Source organism: Shewanella sp. (genome assembly GCF_048265805.1).
In the GTDB taxonomy this organism is placed as follows: Bacteria; Pseudomonadota; Gammaproteobacteria; order Enterobacterales; family Shewanellaceae; genus Shewanella.
Genome location: NZ_JBLXAT010000002.1, coordinates 72,255 through 86,968, shown reverse-complemented (window position 1 = coordinate 86,968; position 14,714 = coordinate 72,255). Strand labels below are relative to the sequence as shown.

16 protein-coding genes are annotated in these 14,714 nt (G+C 50.6%); 2 read left to right on the top strand and 14 right to left on the bottom strand.

Annotated elements, in window-relative coordinates:
- The first annotated feature begins 7 nt into the window (after positions 1 to 7).
- Together nagA and ACN0TT_RS01700 are read left to right on the top strand one after the other, a co-directional pair.
- Entirely contained in the window at positions 8 to 1,138 is a 1,131-nt protein-coding gene (gene nagA / locus ACN0TT_RS01705; protein ID WP_417760409.1) for an N-acetylglucosamine-6-phosphate deacetylase, read from the top strand.
- A gap of 28 nt (positions 1,139 to 1,166) precedes the next feature.
- Complete coding sequence (locus tag ACN0TT_RS01700) at positions 1,167 to 2,489, top strand: sugar MFS transporter (RefSeq protein WP_417760408.1); 1,323 nt, start codon at positions 1,167 to 1,169, stop codon at positions 2,487 to 2,489.
- Positions 2,490 to 2,599: 110 nt separating this feature from the next.
- Here the strand turns inward: ACN0TT_RS01700 and ACN0TT_RS01695 are convergent, their stop codons facing one another.
- The 14 genes from ACN0TT_RS01695 to lptE form a co-directional block, all read right to left on the bottom strand.
- Positions 2,600 to 3,091 (bottom strand): RDD family protein, encoded by a 492-nt coding sequence (locus ACN0TT_RS01695; protein WP_417760407.1) that lies wholly within the window; start codon positions 3,089 to 3,091, stop codon positions 2,600 to 2,602.
- Positions 3,069 to 3,332, bottom strand: coding sequence for a DUF2960 domain-containing protein (locus ACN0TT_RS01690; RefSeq protein WP_417760406.1), 264 nt, complete (start codon positions 3,330 to 3,332; stop codon positions 3,069 to 3,071). The genes ACN0TT_RS01695 and ACN0TT_RS01690 overlap by 23 nt, the downstream gene beginning before the upstream one ends.
- A 30-nt stretch (positions 3,333 to 3,362) precedes the next feature.
- Positions 3,363 to 3,872, bottom strand: a complete 510-nt coding sequence (locus ACN0TT_RS01685; protein ID WP_417760405.1) for a GNAT family N-acetyltransferase — start codon at positions 3,870 to 3,872, stop codon at positions 3,363 to 3,365.
- A gap of 208 nt (positions 3,873 to 4,080) precedes the next feature.
- Positions 4,081 to 5,379: a DEAD/DEAH box helicase gene (locus tag ACN0TT_RS01680; RefSeq protein WP_417760404.1), complete on the bottom strand. Its 1,299-nt coding sequence runs from the start codon at positions 5,377 to 5,379 to the stop codon at positions 4,081 to 4,083.
- A gap of 174 nt (positions 5,380 to 5,553) precedes the next feature.
- A complete protein-coding gene (locus ACN0TT_RS01675; RefSeq protein WP_417760558.1) occupies positions 5,554 to 6,774 on the bottom strand; it encodes a serine hydrolase in 1,221 nt (406 codons plus the stop codon).
- A gap of 115 nt (positions 6,775 to 6,889) precedes the next feature.
- Positions 6,890 to 7,708, bottom strand: coding sequence for a septal ring lytic transglycosylase RlpA family protein (locus ACN0TT_RS01670; RefSeq protein ID WP_417760403.1), 819 nt, complete (start codon positions 7,706 to 7,708; stop codon positions 6,890 to 6,892).
- Positions 7,695 to 8,681, bottom strand: coding sequence for a lytic murein transglycosylase B (gene mltB, locus ACN0TT_RS01665; protein WP_417760402.1), 987 nt, complete (start codon positions 8,679 to 8,681; stop codon positions 7,695 to 7,697). Before mltB ends, ACN0TT_RS01670 begins: the two co-directional genes overlap by 14 nt.
- A gap of 11 nt (positions 8,682 to 8,692) precedes the next feature.
- Positions 8,693 to 9,793 (bottom strand): rod shape-determining protein RodA, encoded by a 1,101-nt coding sequence (rodA, locus tag ACN0TT_RS01660; protein WP_417760401.1) that lies wholly within the window; start codon positions 9,791 to 9,793, stop codon positions 8,693 to 8,695.
- Positions 9,783 to 11,621: a penicillin-binding protein 2 gene (gene mrdA, locus ACN0TT_RS01655; protein ID WP_417760557.1), complete on the bottom strand. Its 1,839-nt coding sequence runs from the start codon at positions 11,619 to 11,621 to the stop codon at positions 9,783 to 9,785. Before mrdA ends, rodA begins: the two co-directional genes overlap by 11 nt.
- 59 nt (positions 11,622 to 11,680) lie before the next feature.
- Positions 11,681 to 12,151, bottom strand: a complete 471-nt coding sequence (rlmH, locus tag ACN0TT_RS01650; protein WP_417760400.1) for a 23S rRNA (pseudouridine(1915)-N(3))-methyltransferase RlmH — start codon at positions 12,149 to 12,151, stop codon at positions 11,681 to 11,683.
- 5 nt (positions 12,152 to 12,156) lie between these two features.
- Positions 12,157 to 12,480 (bottom strand): ribosome silencing factor, encoded by a 324-nt coding sequence (gene rsfS / locus ACN0TT_RS01645; RefSeq protein WP_417760399.1) that lies wholly within the window; start codon positions 12,478 to 12,480, stop codon positions 12,157 to 12,159.
- 59 nt (positions 12,481 to 12,539) lie between these two features.
- The gene (nadD, locus tag ACN0TT_RS01640; RefSeq protein WP_417760398.1) at positions 12,540 to 13,187 is read right to left on the bottom strand and encodes a nicotinate-nucleotide adenylyltransferase; all 648 of its coding nucleotides are present in this window, start codon (positions 13,185 to 13,187) and stop codon (positions 12,540 to 12,542) included.
- Positions 13,187 to 14,218: a DNA polymerase III subunit delta gene (gene holA / locus ACN0TT_RS01635; RefSeq protein WP_417760397.1), complete on the bottom strand. Its 1,032-nt coding sequence runs from the start codon at positions 14,216 to 14,218 to the stop codon at positions 13,187 to 13,189. The genes nadD and holA overlap by 1 nt, the downstream gene beginning before the upstream one ends.
- Positions 14,218 to 14,712: an LPS assembly lipoprotein LptE gene (lptE, locus tag ACN0TT_RS01630; RefSeq protein ID WP_417760556.1), complete on the bottom strand. Its 495-nt coding sequence runs from the start codon at positions 14,710 to 14,712 to the stop codon at positions 14,218 to 14,220. The genes holA and lptE overlap by 1 nt, the downstream gene beginning before the upstream one ends.
- Positions 14,713 to 14,714: the final 2 nt, after the last annotated feature.

Sequence of the window (14,714 nt, the reverse complement as noted above, 5' to 3'; positions counted from 1 at the left end):
GTAGCTTATGAGGCAATATTTAGTAGATCGGCTTTTTGATGGTCATGAGTGGCTAGAACAGGTGCTGCTTACTATCGACAATGGCCGCATTAGCGCATTAACACCAGACAGCCAAACTAGCGAAGCCACGCCATTACACGGCACCTTAGTCGCGGGCTTAGTCGATGTGCAAGTGAACGGTGGCGGCGGAGTGCAATTTAACCAAGACCCATCGGTAGCCACGCTGCGACAGATGGCGCAAGCGCATTTGGCCTGCGGTACCACCAGCATGATGCCCACGTTAATCACCGATAAATTTGAGGTGATGCAGCAAGGGGCAGATGCCATTGCGGCCTATCGGCAGCAGTATCCGCACGGCAGTATTGTCGGGGTGCATTTTGAAGGGCCGCATCTGAGTTTGGCCAAAAAAGGTATGCACAGTGCTGAGTGTATTCGGCAGATCTCCCGTCAAGATATCGATATTTTTTGTCGGCAAGATTTAGGGCAAGTGATGCTTACCGTGGCACCAGAAACGGTCGCACCTGAGATGATTGCCGAACTGACTGCCGCTGGTGTGATCATCAGTCTTGGTCACTCAGATGCGACTGCCGAACAGTGTTTAGCCGCTTTTGATGCAGGTGCGACGGCGGCAACACACCTATTTAATGCCATGTCGCAGCTAACCGGACGCAGCCCAGGATTGGTGGGCGCGGCGTTAAATAGTGAGCAAGTCTATTGCGGCTTGATTGTCGACCATCACCATGTGCATCCGCTCAACAGCCACTTAGCGATTAAGGTCAAAGGCGAACAGCGGCTGATGCTGATAACCGATGCCATGGCTCCTGTCGGCAGTGACATTGACCATTTCTTTTATCAAGGCGCGAAGGTGTATCGCCAGCAAAATCGGCTGACGCTGGAGAACGGCACTATCGCTGGTTCAGTGCTATCAATGATTGAGGCGGTACAGAACACGCATAACGACTTGGGCTTTCCCTTAGCACAAACCCTGAATATGGCCTCAAAAACGCCGGCGACTTTCCTCGGCCTTGCTACGCAACTAGGCCAACTGCAGCCGGGATGTGCCGCCAACATGCTATTACTCAACGACCAATTGGCGATTGAGCAATGTTGGCTTCACGGTGAATTACAACGCAGTTAACAATAACAATAGAGTACAAGGAAGCATCATGACCACCATCACCCAAGATACCCCGCAACAGAGCACTTGGCTGCCGATGACGATTATTGGCACGCTGTTTTTCGTCTTTGGTTTTGTCACTTGGCTGAACGGTGCGCTGATCCCATTTCTGCAAATCGTTTGCGACTTGAGCGGCACCGAAGCTCTGTTGATCGCGTTTAGCTTTTATATCGCCTATGTGGTGATGGCATTGCCGATGTCCTATGTGCTTAACCGGATGGGCTATCGCAACGCCATGTCGCTCGGGCTCGGCCTGATTGCGGTTGGTTGTGTGCTCTTTGCGCCAGCGGCAGAGACGCGGCAGTTTTCGCTGTTCATTGTGGCACAGTTTATTGTGGGCTCTGGCTTAACTATTTTGCAGACCGCCTCTAACCCTTACTTAGTGAAAATTGGCCCCGCAGAAAGTGCTGCAGCGCGGATCTCTATCATGGGATTATTGAACAAAGGCGCAGGCTGGGCGGCACCACAGATTTTTGCGGTATTGGTGATGGGGCAGTTCGCCGGGGTTTCTCAGCAAAGTGTTGCGGCGTTACCAGCGGCGGAGCGGGCCCAGCAAATTCAGTCGTTGGCCGACAGCTTGGTTTATCCCTATCTTGGCATGGCGGTGGCGTTAGTGATCCTTGCGGTCGCTTTGCGTTACTCAGGCTTGCCTGAGATTGACCTGCACGAAGAGGATGTCGCGCTGTCGAGCCAGCAAGCTGATCGTTCTTCTGTGCTGCAGTTTCCTCATCTGGTGTTAGGTGTGATGACGCTATTTTGCTATGTCGGTGTCGAAGTGATTGCGGGTGACACCATCGGCTTGGCTGGCTCAAAGCTGGGGGTTGATGGCGCATTGTCACTGACCTCGTTCACCATGAGCTTTATGGTGGTGGGCTACCTGCTGGGGTTAGTGTTGATCCCTCGGTTGATTTCACAGCAACGTATGCTGATGCTCTCTGCGATATTGGGGATGGTGTTGGCGTTGATTATTCCATTCATGAATGCAGAAAGCACACAACTGTCAGCCATATTATGGGGTTGGATGGGGATTCGTGAACTGCCAGATCCGATTGCCTGTATCGCCTTGCTTGGCTTAGCTAACGCGATTGTGTGGCCTGCCGTGTGGCCGTTGGCGCTAGATGGTTTGGGACATTTTACCGCGCGCGGTTCTGCGTTGCTGATTATGGGAATTGCTGGTGGGGCGATTCTGCCGCTGCTGTTTGGCGTCTGTGCTGACCACTTTGGCATTCAAGAAGCCTATTTGATGACAGTACCGTGTTACGGCTTCATTCTGTTTTACGCCATCAAAGGTTGCCATATTCGCCAGTGGTGAGCGCGAAAGTTTTGCCCTGTGCAGTGTTAGTTAGGCCTGAGTAAGCTTGCTTCCATACTAACCTTCGATATCTTAGGCCGTTCGACTAACACCGCAGTGTTCGGGGCGTTTTATTTTGGCAGTTGTACCACTTCGGTGTTACTCAGCCGATCTTGTAGTGCTAGCTGCTGACTACTAACCAGTAGCAGCAGGTTGCCGAGCCCCAGTAAACTCCAACAGCAGCGGGCAACCGCTGTTACTGGGCTGAGGTTTTGGCCATTGGGATGCTGAACCCGTAAGCGCCAAGCTTTCATACCTAGGGTTTGGCCGGAACGGCTCCAGAAGTAACAATAAAAACTTACCACGCACAGCAATAGCCACAGCTGATAGACACCATGAACAGCAGGCGTTTGTTGCAGTGCTATCGCTAACTCGGTCTGTGATGCTAGCGTTATCCAACCCCAATGTTGCAGCAGTGCAATAACGGCTAAACCAACCATACCCGCGAGCGCATATACGCCAAAGGCTAGCAGTGCATCATAGGTTGCGGCACCAAGGCGTGGCAAAAAGCCCGCCCGCGGTAATCCGGCTAGTTGATAGTTAGGCGTTGCCGTCACTGTCATCTTCATCTTTGAGCAGGCGCAGATCACTAAAGCCCATGCGCTGAAATTCGGTTAAACGATAGCTGCGCAGTGCGCCTTTCCCTTTGGCGGTCATGGCAACTTGCTGTTCCATCGCTAAAAAGCCAGTCAAGTCGATGCCTTCTGCTGCCGCAGCTGCCTCATAGATATCGTGGTATTTGTCGAAGCTAAAGTTAATTACTTTGGCAACCCCTTTAAAGGTATAGGCAACTTGTCGTGCCATAACATCTCCTAAACGTGAAAAATTGCCGTTTTACAAAGGCATAACCATATATTCGGCGCTGTCACCATAATAGCTAAGTGCATTAGCCAGTGGATAGCGACGAAAGCCAAACCGCTGCCAGTAACTGGCGGCATCGTTAACGGCAACTAGCGATAAACTGCTTAATTGCTGCTGTAGTGCTAAGTCGCGCAGATGGTACAGGGCTTCGCTGGCGAGGCCAAGCCCTTGCGCATGCTTTGCGACGGCCATATCGTGAATATACAAGCTATTTTGCTGCGTCGGCAGGGTGATTAACTGGTTCAATTTGGGCGGTTGACCGAGTTGCCAAGGGTGTGCAAAACAGTAGCCTTGCACCTTGGTGGTTTGCAGCAGTACAAAGCAGCAGTTAGCGGCAAGCTGCTGTTTACATTGCAACACCGCTTGTGATTCATTGATCAGCTCAGCGTAGCATTGCTGTTGAATCGCGAGAATATCTGGCCAATCTGATGGGGTAATCGCTCTAAGCATGATGTGGTTGGTCATGGTCTTTGCGGCAATCATACCAGCTCATCTCAACGTGCTGTAGCCGCGCGTGTTGTTGGTGAAATATGAGCGTTAGATAACACGGTGCCACACTAGGGGCTGTTTATCTTTAGTGTTTAATTTTTGTTCAAATTAAACGCGTTGTGAACGAGGCGAGACCAGCTTGCTTAGTCAACTAAGCAAGCTGAATGCAACAAAGTTCAGCAGCTCCGAGGTCAGGCAAGCGTTATTTGAGTTTCTTTGGCTTGCTGTTGGCGCCTACTTTTACTTTCACGCGGCGGCCGCTCATACGTTTTTCTGCTGCTACTTGCTGCTGCGCTTCACTCTCACCCGGGCGGTTTTTACCGAAACGGCGGCGACGTTGTAGCTGTTTGAGTAATGACTCACGTTGTTCCATCTCGTAACCGGGCATCACAACACGCTTTAAGCGTTGACCGATCAGCGTTTCAATATCGCTCAGAATGCGCTCTTCTTCGCGGGCAACGAATGAGATGGCGGTACCGCTCTTACCTGCACGACCAGTTCGACCAATGCGGTGTACGTAGTCTTCTGCCAAGAATGGCATATCGTAGTTCACCACGTAGTCGAGGTCTTTAATATCTAAACCTCGGGCGGCAACTTCGGTAGAGACTAATACGCGGATCTTACCTGACATAAAGTCGGCTAGGGCGCGTCGGCGGCTACCGTGGGTTTTCTCGCTGTGCACTGCGACGGTAGGAATACCATCGGCAGACAGCTCTTTGGCAAGATGATCCGCGTCTTCGCGGGTAGCAGAAAACACTAACACTTGGTGCCAGTTTTTACGGCCAATCAGTTCAGACAACAACTCGCTTTTGCGGCGCTGTTCCACCGGATAAACCACTTGGCTAACGGTGACCGCTGTGGTGTTGTGCGCATCGGCAGTGATAACTTTGGGCTTTTTCAAAATCTGCTGCGCTAATTGACGGACACCGCCACTGAAGGTGGCTGAGAACATCAAGTTTTGGCACTCGGCATTGGCCAAGTGGCGCACCTTATTAATTTCGTTGATAAAGCCCATATCTAACATACGGTCAGCTTCATCAAGAATGAGGAATTCAATCTGCGCCAAGCTGATGTTGCCTTGGGCAATATGTTCGGCCAAACGGCCAGGGGTGGCGACTACAATATCGGCACCGCGGCGCAGCTTGCTGGCTTGGCTCGTGGTTTTTACACCGCCAATCAGGCTGACGATTTCGATATCTAAATATTTGGCATAGTCTTTCGCATTGGCGGCAACTTGGGCGACCAGTTCGCGAGTCGGTGCCAGAATCAGCGCGCGGGGTTGACCACTGATGCGTGCTTTGGGCGCGTCTAGCATACGTTGTAGCAGTGGCAAGACAAAGGCGGCGGTTTTACCTGTACCAGTTTGTGCACTGGCCAATACATCTTGGCCGCGTCGCACTGGCGGAATAGCCTGCTGTTGAATCGGCGTCATGCTCTCATAGCCACATTCGGTGAGCGCTCGGAGGATCTCCGGGGCAAAACTATAAGATTCGAATTTCATGCGAGGTTCCTCTATCAGTACCGTAATGCTTGCCGTGTTGCCTCGCGGCAAGTAGGACGACAAGCGGGCGCGGAGTATAGCAAATAATCGCTCTAGCAAGAAAGGTTCTTGTCTGCCAAGTCAGCTTTAGCTAATAAAAAACCGCTCCGAGGAGCGGTTTTATCATTCAGTGGCTTAGAACCACTTACTGAACATCTGCTTGAAGTAGTCCACCAGCTTGCTGAACCAACTGCCTTCGTTAACTTCGTTCAAGGTCACCAATGGGAACTGGGCAATATCTTTACCATCCAATTGGAAGTAAACGCGGCCAACGGCTTTGCCTTTAGGCAGGGGAGCTACCAGCTCTTGGTCTAGTTCGAAGTTAGCCTTGAGGTTCTTCGCTTGACCTCGATAAATGGTGACAGGTGTGTCAGTCATTACACCCAATTTAACGGTGTCGGTATCGCCGTACCAGATGTTCTGGCTAACGAACTCATCACCGGCTTTGTATGGGGTAACCGTTTCAAAGAAGCGGAAACCGTAGGTCAGCAATTTTTTGCTTTCCGCTTTACGAGCTGACTCGCTCTTGGTGCCCATTACCACTGAAATCAAGCGCATACCGTCTTTAGTGGCTGAGGCTACCAAGTTATAACCCGCACCAGAGGTATGACCGGTTTTGATGCCGTCTACGTCCATGCTGTTGTCCCACAGCAGGCCGTTACGGTTATATTGGGTAATGCCGTTGTAGGTGAACGATTTCTCTTTATACACCTTGTATTCGTTTGGTACATCACGGATTAACGCGGCGCCTAACAGTGCCATATCGTAGGCGGTACTGACATGGCCTTCAGCGTCGAGACCGTGAGCATTTTCGAAGTGAGAATCTTTCATGCCCAACTGTTTGGCCCATGAGTTCATCAGGTCAACGAATGCGCCTTCAGTACCAGAAATATGTTCTGCCATGGCTACGCATGCATCGTTACCCGATTGGATAATAATGCCGCGGTTCAGATCAGACACTTTGATGGTTTTGCCAACTTCAATAAACATCTTGGAAGAATCAGGGAAATTCTTTGACCAAGCATTTTTACTGACAGTGACTTCATCATCAGGGGAGACATTGCCACGCTTAATCTCTTGACCAATCACATAACTGGTCATCATTTTGGTTAAGCTGGCGGGGTTCAGTGGTTCGTATGCGTTGCTTTGAGCAATCACACGGCCAGAGTTGTAGTCCAGTAACACATAAGCTTTGGCGGCGACTTCTGGCGCATCAGGGATCACCATAGGGGCTTGTTGATGCTGAGTTGCAATAGCATTAGCGTTAGGAATAGGAACAGGCTCAGCTTGAACACCTGAGACAAATACACCAGCTACGATAGCTAGTGTAGCGATTGGACGTTTTACAAAATTCATCATTGGCAGATTACGTCGTTTGGTCAGTTAAAGTCGGCTAGCGCGAGTATATCATTAGTCGACAGCATAGATCAGTGAAGGTTCCTTCATCTTGATGAAACCGCTCAATATTTACTCATTTAGTCTTAGGCACGCCATCGCGCACCATAAAGCTTTGGTTAAAGCCTTGCTGACGAATGTTGTCTAACATTTTGCTAGCGATATCTTCATTGTTGATTGGACCAAGCTGCAGACGATAGACATCGTCACGCTGTTCGATGCGGCTTTTTAAGCTAAATTTTTGCTCCAACGGTGCGGTTAACTCCGTCACCTTTTGTTTAGAGCTTGAAGCAAACACCTGAATGTAGAAATTAACTTTGGTGGTGTTGCTGTTAGATACGGCCCGACTCTCAGGGGAGTCAGTCATGATCACTTCGACGCGTACTTGGGTGGTTCCCGTATCCAGCATGCCAAGCTTATATGCTGCGGCGTAGGACACATCGATAATGCGTGTTGAGTGGAACGGACCGCGATCATTGACGCGCACAATTGCACTTTTGTTATTTTTGAGGTTAGTGACGCGGACATAGCTTGGTAGTGGCAAACTCTTATGCGCCGCTGACATCGCATACATGTCGTACTTTTCGCCATTAGAGGTGAGATGACCGTGAAACTTCATGCCGTACCAAGATGCCATGCCGACTTCACTGTAACCGGCGGCATTGGGCATCACTTGGTAGGATTGCCCCCACACCTCATAGTCTTTGTTGCCTTGCTTGCTATACGGTTCATAGCGTGGCTCTGCATCTTGCACATGCGACAAATCCGGCGCCTCTTCTGGTGCTTTATCTTTGTCCATTTTGTAGCGACCATTATCGGTGTTACTGGTATTTTGGCTGGCACATCCAACGAGCAGCAGCGCGAGCAACATACAACCAAGACTATTGCGCAGCATGGGCTTTCCTTAACTGTTCACTGAACTGATACACCGCCATGGCATACAGCGGGCTACGGTTATAACGGGTGATCACGTAAAAATTCTTTAAACCTAACCAGTATTGTTGTCCTTCGGGTTGTTCTAAGGCAATCAACATCGCTGGTTGCGATACGTCTAGGTCGACACTGTATTCGAGTGCTACATCGGGTGACAGAATATCATTAACGGTCTGGTTTAGCGGTTTACCATGCCACACGGCGGCATGCGGGGGGCTTTTGGTTGCCAAGGGCACTGTCACTAAACCACCCCGTTGCCAACCATGACGATGGAAATAGTTAGCCACACTGCCAATGGCATCATCAGGGCTGCTCAGCAGATCGCGGCGGCCATCACCATCAAAGTCCACCGCGTAGGCTAGGTAACTCGACGGAATAAATTGACCAAACCCCATCGCGCCGGCGTAAGAGCCGAGAGTGTTGTTGGCGTCTAGCCGCTCATGTTGTACTAACTCCATGAACTTGCCAAATTCGCGCCGGAAAAAATCTGCCCTTGGTGGGTAGTAAAACCCCAAGGTATACAAAGCATCTTTCACCGGATAGCTGCCCATCACTTGGCCATATTTGGTTTCAATACCGATAATTGCCACAATGATTTGTGGGTCAACTTGATACTGCTCCGCAGCGCGGGCGATGCTCGTTTCGTGCTGGTGCCAAAAGGCGAGGCCAGCTTGTAGGCGGTCATCGGTGAGAAAAATGGGATAGTACTTGTACCAAGGTTTGGCTTCCCACGGCTTAGTGATCGCCTCAATGACTTTTGGCTCATACTTAGCGGAGGCAAGAAACTGCTGCACTTGCTCGCGGGTAAAACCTTGTTGGCTTTGACTGTCGATAAATTGTTGCTCCAGCTGCTCAGGAGAGGGCGCGGCGAACACTGCTGGGCTTAATAAACTGGCCATCAGCAGGGGCGCGAGCAGCCGCTTAGTCATCGGCATATACTGTGATCCTATCTGTCGATAAAGCGTCTATGGGTGTGAATACTCATAAGAATGCCAAAACCAGCCATCAAAGTCAGCATTGATGTTCCGCCATAACTGATCAGTGGTAGCGGTACGCCAACCACTGGCAAAATGCCAGACACCATGCCGATATTCACAAATACGTACACAAAAAAGGTGAGGGTGATTGAGCCTGCAAGCAAACGCGCAAAGCTTGTTTGTGCGCGAGAAGCGATAACCAGACCGCGGCCAATGACATAGATGTACAGCGCTAATAAAAACAGGCTGCCAATTAAACCGAACTCTTCACCAATCACGGCAAAGATAAAGTCGGTATGGCGTTCTGGCAAAAATTCCAATTGTGATTGGGTGCCGTCGAGCCAGCCTTTGCCCCATAAACCGCCAGAGCCGATGGCAATTTTGGATTGAATAATGTGGTAGCCCGTGCCGAGTGGATCGGCCTCTGGGTTGAGCAATGTCAGTACCCGGTTGCGTTGGTAGTCGTGCATCAAGAAAAACCACAGGATCGGCAAAAATGCCAATACCGATGCGACAATGCCGCCGACAATCATCCAGCTCATGCCGGAGAGAAATAGTACAAACACCCCAGACGCTGCCACCAAAATAGAAGTCCCCAAATCGGGTTGCTTGGCAATCAGCAAGGTGGGGATCAGCAGAATCACAGCTGCGCCTGCAAGGTAGCGTTTTTTCGGTGGTAGTGGGAACTTACTGATATACCACGCCATGGTGATAGGAAAGGCGAGTTTCATCAGTTCCGACGGCTGAAACTCCATAAAACCTAAGTTTAGCCAGCGTTGCGCCCCTTTATTGATTTCACCAAAAAAGGTCACGGCGAGTAGTAAGGCGACGCCGGCGATATAGATGGGTAACGCCCAGCGGCGATACACCTCAGGATTAATCTGCGCGAGGAAAAACATCAGCGCCAGTGATAACCCCATGCGGATAACTTGGCGGTCAAGCATGCCCATATCTTCACCACCGGCGGAATAGATAATAAACAGGCCATAACCCATGAGTGCCAACAAACCGAGTAATAGCGGCAGGTCGATGTGGAGTTTATGCCAAAGACTAGGCTGGTTATCTTGCATCTGTTAACTCCCACTGATCACGCAGCATGTACGAATCTAGTAATTCGCGGGCCAGCGGGCCAGCATTGGCGCCACCCCAACCAGCGTTTTCCAACACCATAGCGATAACAATTTTGGGATGTTCAAACGGTGCGTAAGCCACAATCAACGCGTTATCACGTAGCTTTTCGTCGATGGTGTCAGCATCATACTTCTCATCTTCCGCCACACTGAATACTTGTGCCGTACCGGTTTTCATCGCTGCGGTATAGGGGGCATCTTTAAAGCGAGAATGCACTGCTGTTTGGCGCATCGCCTCGGCTATCACATCCCAATGGCGTTGCTCGTTTAAGATCAGCGGCGGCTGTGGATCGATGGGTGTGTCAATCTTGGAGGTGGTGTCTTTAATCGATTTCAGCAAGTGCGGTGTGAAATGTTGGCCCTTATTGGCCAGCATAGTGACCGCTGACGCCAACTGCAGTGGCGTTGTGGTCCAATAGCCTTGACCAATACCGATAGAGATAGTGTCACCAATATACCAAGGCTGGTTGTATTTGAGTTTCTTCCAGTCGCGTGACGGCATGTTACCCGACGATTCTTCAAAAATATCGACGCCGGTGTTTTGCCCAAAACCGAACTGCCCCATAAAGGCGCTGATGCGGTCGATCCCTGACTTGTACGCCAGTTCATAGAAGTAGGTATCACAGGAGTTCACAATCGCGCTGTATACATCAACCCAGCCATGGCCCCAACGTTTCCAGTCGCGATATTTACGGTCAACTCCAGGGATTTGCCAAAAGCCAGGGTCCCACACGCGGGTTTTCTCAGTCACGACTTTGTCATCTAACCCCATTAGCGCCATAAATGGTTTGATAGTTGAGGCTGGCGCATATTGGCCTTGGGTGGCACGGTTAATCAGTGGGCGATCAGGCGAGTTTAGCAATTCACTGTAGTTTTTACTGGTGATGCCATGCACAAACTGGTTAGGGTCGTAACTTGGGCTGGAGACCATCGCTAAAATGCCACCGTCACGCGGATCGATGGCGACAATGGAGCCGCGACGGCCACCGAGTAGTTCCACCGCTTTTTTCTGCAACGCCAAATCTATCGTTAGATAGATGTCTTGCCCAGGCTCCGGCGCTTCCACTTTGAGGGTGCGAATATGGCGGCCAAGGTTATTAACCTCTTCCTCCATATGGCCGGGTTTACCGTGCAGCAACTCTTCGTAAAACTTTTCAATGCCTTGCTTACCCATGTTATTGGTGGCGGCATAGTCTGACCATACGCCAGCTTTTTCCAGCGAGGCACGGTCACGGTTATTAATACGTGCTACGTAACCCAGCACGTGCGTTAGCAACATGCCTTGTGGGTAAAAACGGTCTAGCCCTGCTTCAACCGATACGCCATCAAACTTGAACTGGTTAACACTGAACTCCGCTACTTGCTCTTCAGTCAGACGACTTTTGAGCGTCAGCGGTTTAAAGCGGCGATGAAATTTCAGCGCTTCTAGAAAATCTTCGCGCTCATCATCGGTAATAGGTACGATCTTATTCAGTTCATCTAACATCGCTGGCATGTCTTTGACGCGTTCCGGCACTACATCAAGTGAGTAGAATGGCTGGTTCTCTGCCAGCATTTTACCGGTACGGTCGTAGATTAAGCCGCGGCTCGGCGCGATAGGGATCACGCGGATACGGTTGTCGTTAGAGCGAGTGGTGTAGTCGTTGTAATCGGTGACTTGCAGGTGATATAAGTTGCCGATAAGGACGCCAATAAGCAGCAATACACAAACAAACGTGAACAGCGCGCGGCGTTTAAATAAAGACGCCTCGGCCGCATGGTTGTGCATGGTGATCCGCTTATTTCGAAGCACTATGTCTCTCCGTCCTTTTAGTTTGTCGGCTACGACTATTCCCGATGGTAGGGATGATTGTTATTGATGCTCCACGCACGGTAGAGACTTTCTGCCACCACTACTCGTACTAGCGGGTGCGGCAACGTGAGTGCTGACAAACACCAGCTTTGTGTGGCCGCTTGTTTGCACGCAGGTGCTAGCCCTTCGGGCCCGCCAATCAGCAGGCTGACGTCACGGCCATCGAGCTGCCACTTTTCTAAATGGGTGGCAAGCTCCGGCGTCGTCCAGTTTTTACCCGGTAAATCTAGCGATACGATATGGTTGCCCTTGGCCACCGCAGCTAACATCGCTTCGCCTTCTTTTTGCAGAATGCGGGCTATATCGGCATTTTTACCGCGTTTACCCGCGGGGATTTCCACCAGTTCAAACGGCATATCACGCGGGAAACGACGTTGATATTCCTCAAAACCGTGAGTGACCCAAGCGGGCATTTTGGTGCCAACGGCAATCAGTTGTAGTTTCATAACGCTTAGATTTCAGACCACAGTTTTTCGAGCTGGAATTGTTCGCGTATGGCATCTTGCATGACATGCAATACAACATCACCTAAGTCAACCAACACCCATTCATTGCTGGCGCGGCCTTCAACGCCTAACGGTTCAACACCTGCGGCCTTGGCTTCACGCACCACGTTATCGGCGATAGCGCGTAAATGGGTATTTGAGGTACCAGTACAGATCACCATGTAATCGGTGATGTTCGATTTTTCACGAACGTCCAGTACTACGATATCTTTCGCTTTAATGTCTTCAACTTTGTCTACTACAAAGGCTTTTAGTTCCGTGCTCTGCACGCGCGGTTTCCTTATTCTGTTAATTTGGCGCGCTAGTATAGCGGCAAATAGTGTTTGTATCAGCTCTGATAAAGCTGTTCGGCAACGATATAATCGAGCACAACGGCTGGCACGGCATCCAAACAGCGTTGCAGTTGACCTTGTTCGAGCCATTGACGCAACTGCGTCGAAGCAAATGGCTGTAGTTCTAGCTCCATCTGAATAATATCGCCCGCGCGTTGATTGGCGTGTTGGCTCAGATGGTTAGTCGCACTCAGATGGCGCTGTTGATACTCGGGCCATACCGGATTATCCGCTGTTAGCTGCCAGCCGCTACGACCACAGACCACGATATGGCACAGGCTGAATAGCTGTTGCCATTGGTGCCAAGTCGCCAATTGCACCAACGAATCGCTGCCCATAATAAAATAAAAAGTGTGCTGCGGCTGGGAGGTGATCAGCTGTTCCAAAGTGACCACACTGTAGGATGGTTCATTGCGGGTTAGCTCAATATCGCAGATGGAAAACGCCGGAAACTCTTGCTGAGCTAGTGTTAGCATCTCAAGCCGTTGCTTGCTACTGGCACTGGCGGCGGCTTTGTGTGGTGGAATACGATTGGGCATCAACCATAATTCGTCCAGCTGCAGTTGTTGGCGTACAGCTTCAGCAGGGCGTAAATGGCCATAGTGCACCGGATCAAAAGTGCCACCTAAAATGCCAATTCTCATTAGTGCTGTCCAAATGCCCGCAAACGAGCATGTGTAGCGGGATCAAACAGCAGACACAGATGGCTTAAGCCAGTCCAGTCTTCTATCCCTTGTTGTTTGAGTTTGAGTTCCAAGCTCGAGCACAGTGATAACATCCACTCAATCGCGTCCAGCGGCAGTCGCGCTAAGGCGTGCTGATATAGCGGCTGACGTTTATCCCAAATCCGCAGTTTGCTGTAGAGCGGCGCCAGTGGCTGACGTTGGCTGGCGGCTAACTGTAGTTGCCATAACGTGGTCAACTCTTTCTGCACCGCCCAATGGATAATCGGCATGGCAGTGTCTTCTGCTTTGAGCTGTTGCAGCATGTGCTGGGCTTTATCTTGCTGGTTTTCCAGCAGGGCATCAGCCAGTTGAAACACGTTAAAGCGTGATTGATCTTCAAAGTATTGCGCCAGTTCCTCGGCACTCACGGGTCTGCTTGCTGCCAATAGTTGCAATAGCTGCAATGCTTGGTCGGCGGCCAATAAGTTGCCCTCGTACAGCGTTACCAGCATCGCCCGTGCATCAGCTTGTAAATTGAGCCGATAAAACTGGGTGCGGCCATCCAACCAGCGTTGGAATTGCGCGCCTTCTGGTGTGGTGCAAGGGACAAAAATGCCATCTTTATCCAGCGATTTAAACCATTTGCTGGATTGCTGCTCCCGCGCCAGCTTGGGGCCGGTAATAATCAATAAAATATCGGGATTCGGCTGAGCTAACAGCTGTTGCAGCATGGCACTGCCATCAGCGCCGGGTTTGGCGTTGGGCAGATGAAGCTCAATGATGCGCCGATTGGCAAACAAGCTCATGGCGTTCCATTCATTGGCAAGATCTTGCCAACTAAAGCTGTTGTCTTGTTCGAGTTGGACGCGTTCGTCAAAGCCTTGGGCTTTGGCCGCTTCAATAAGCTGCCCTTTGGCGGCGGTTAATAACCAAGGATCGTCGCCAAAGAGCAGATAGCAAGGTTTTAGTTTACTGAGTTGCCGGGGCAACTGATCCGGATACACCCGCATCAGTTAACCTCGATAGAAGCCAATGTTTGGATCACATAGTCGGCCGCTTGGGCGCGCATCTCTTTCACTAACAGGTTCATCTCACGACTTTTAGCCAGCGCAGTACGCGGGTCATCTTGATAGTCGCGGCGGATCTCTGCAGTAAATTTCTGCGCTTCTTTGTTGGGCAGTGCCACGCTGAAATCGACATGATAAATCAGCTCGTACTCGGCCACGTTACCGGTGTTATACAACGATAGGGTGGAGCGTTCTAGCGAGTCTTTAATCAAGGTCAGTCGTGGCAGATCTTGGCTAACAGGTTGCACTCTGATGTTATGTAGGCGTAGCCGCTCGCTGACTAATCGACTCAGTTCGCTGTATTCATCCTGCGTTTGCAGGCTGAGCACTTTTAACTCTTTCGGAATCGAGTAACTGCCCTGTAAATGAAAACCGCAGCCAGCACTGGTCATGATGACCAGTGCCAGTAAGCAGGTTGTCAGAGGCTTCAAACGCATCA

Excerpts from the sequence above, each read along its gene's own strand:
- ACN0TT_RS01700 (WP_417760408.1), top strand. The coding sequence starts at position 1,167 with ATGACCACCATCACCCAAGATACCCCGCAACAGAGCACTTGGCTGCCG.
- mrdA (WP_417760557.1), bottom strand. The coding sequence starts at position 11,621 with ATGCACAACCATGCGGCCGAGGCGTCTTTATTTAAACGCCGCGCGCTG.
- ACN0TT_RS01675 (WP_417760558.1), bottom strand. The coding sequence starts at position 6,774 with ATGAATTTTGTAAAACGTCCAATCGCTACACTAGCTATCGTAGCTGGT.
- ACN0TT_RS01685 (WP_417760405.1), bottom strand. The coding sequence starts at position 3,872 with ATGATTGCCGCAAAGACCATGACCAACCACATCATGCTTAGAGCGATT.
- ACN0TT_RS01680 (WP_417760404.1), bottom strand. The coding sequence starts at position 5,379 with ATGAAATTCGAATCTTATAGTTTTGCCCCGGAGATCCTCCGAGCGCTC.
- ACN0TT_RS01690 (WP_417760406.1), bottom strand. The coding sequence starts at position 3,332 with ATGGCACGACAAGTTGCCTATACCTTTAAAGGGGTTGCCAAAGTAATT.
- nadD (WP_417760398.1), bottom strand. The coding sequence starts at position 13,187 with ATGAGAATTGGCATTTTAGGTGGCACTTTTGATCCGGTGCACTATGGC.
- rlmH (WP_417760400.1), bottom strand. The coding sequence starts at position 12,151 with ATGAAACTACAACTGATTGCCGTTGGCACCAAAATGCCCGCTTGGGTC.
- ACN0TT_RS01670 (WP_417760403.1), bottom strand. The coding sequence starts at position 7,708 with ATGCTGCGCAATAGTCTTGGTTGTATGTTGCTCGCGCTGCTGCTCGTT.
- nagA (WP_417760409.1), top strand. The coding sequence starts at position 8 with ATGAGGCAATATTTAGTAGATCGGCTTTTTGATGGTCATGAGTGGCTA.
- rodA (WP_417760401.1), bottom strand. The coding sequence starts at position 9,793 with ATGCAAGATAACCAGCCTAGTCTTTGGCATAAACTCCACATCGACCTG.
- lptE (WP_417760556.1), bottom strand. The coding sequence starts at position 14,712 with ATGCGTTTGAAGCCTCTGACAACCTGCTTACTGGCACTGGTCATCATG.
- holA (WP_417760397.1), bottom strand. The coding sequence starts at position 14,218 with ATGCGGGTGTATCCGGATCAGTTGCCCCGGCAACTCAGTAAACTAAAA.
- ACN0TT_RS01695 (WP_417760407.1), bottom strand. The coding sequence starts at position 3,091 with ATGACAGTGACGGCAACGCCTAACTATCAACTAGCCGGATTACCGCGG.
- mltB (WP_417760402.1), bottom strand. The coding sequence starts at position 8,681 with ATGCCGATGACTAAGCGGCTGCTCGCGCCCCTGCTGATGGCCAGTTTA.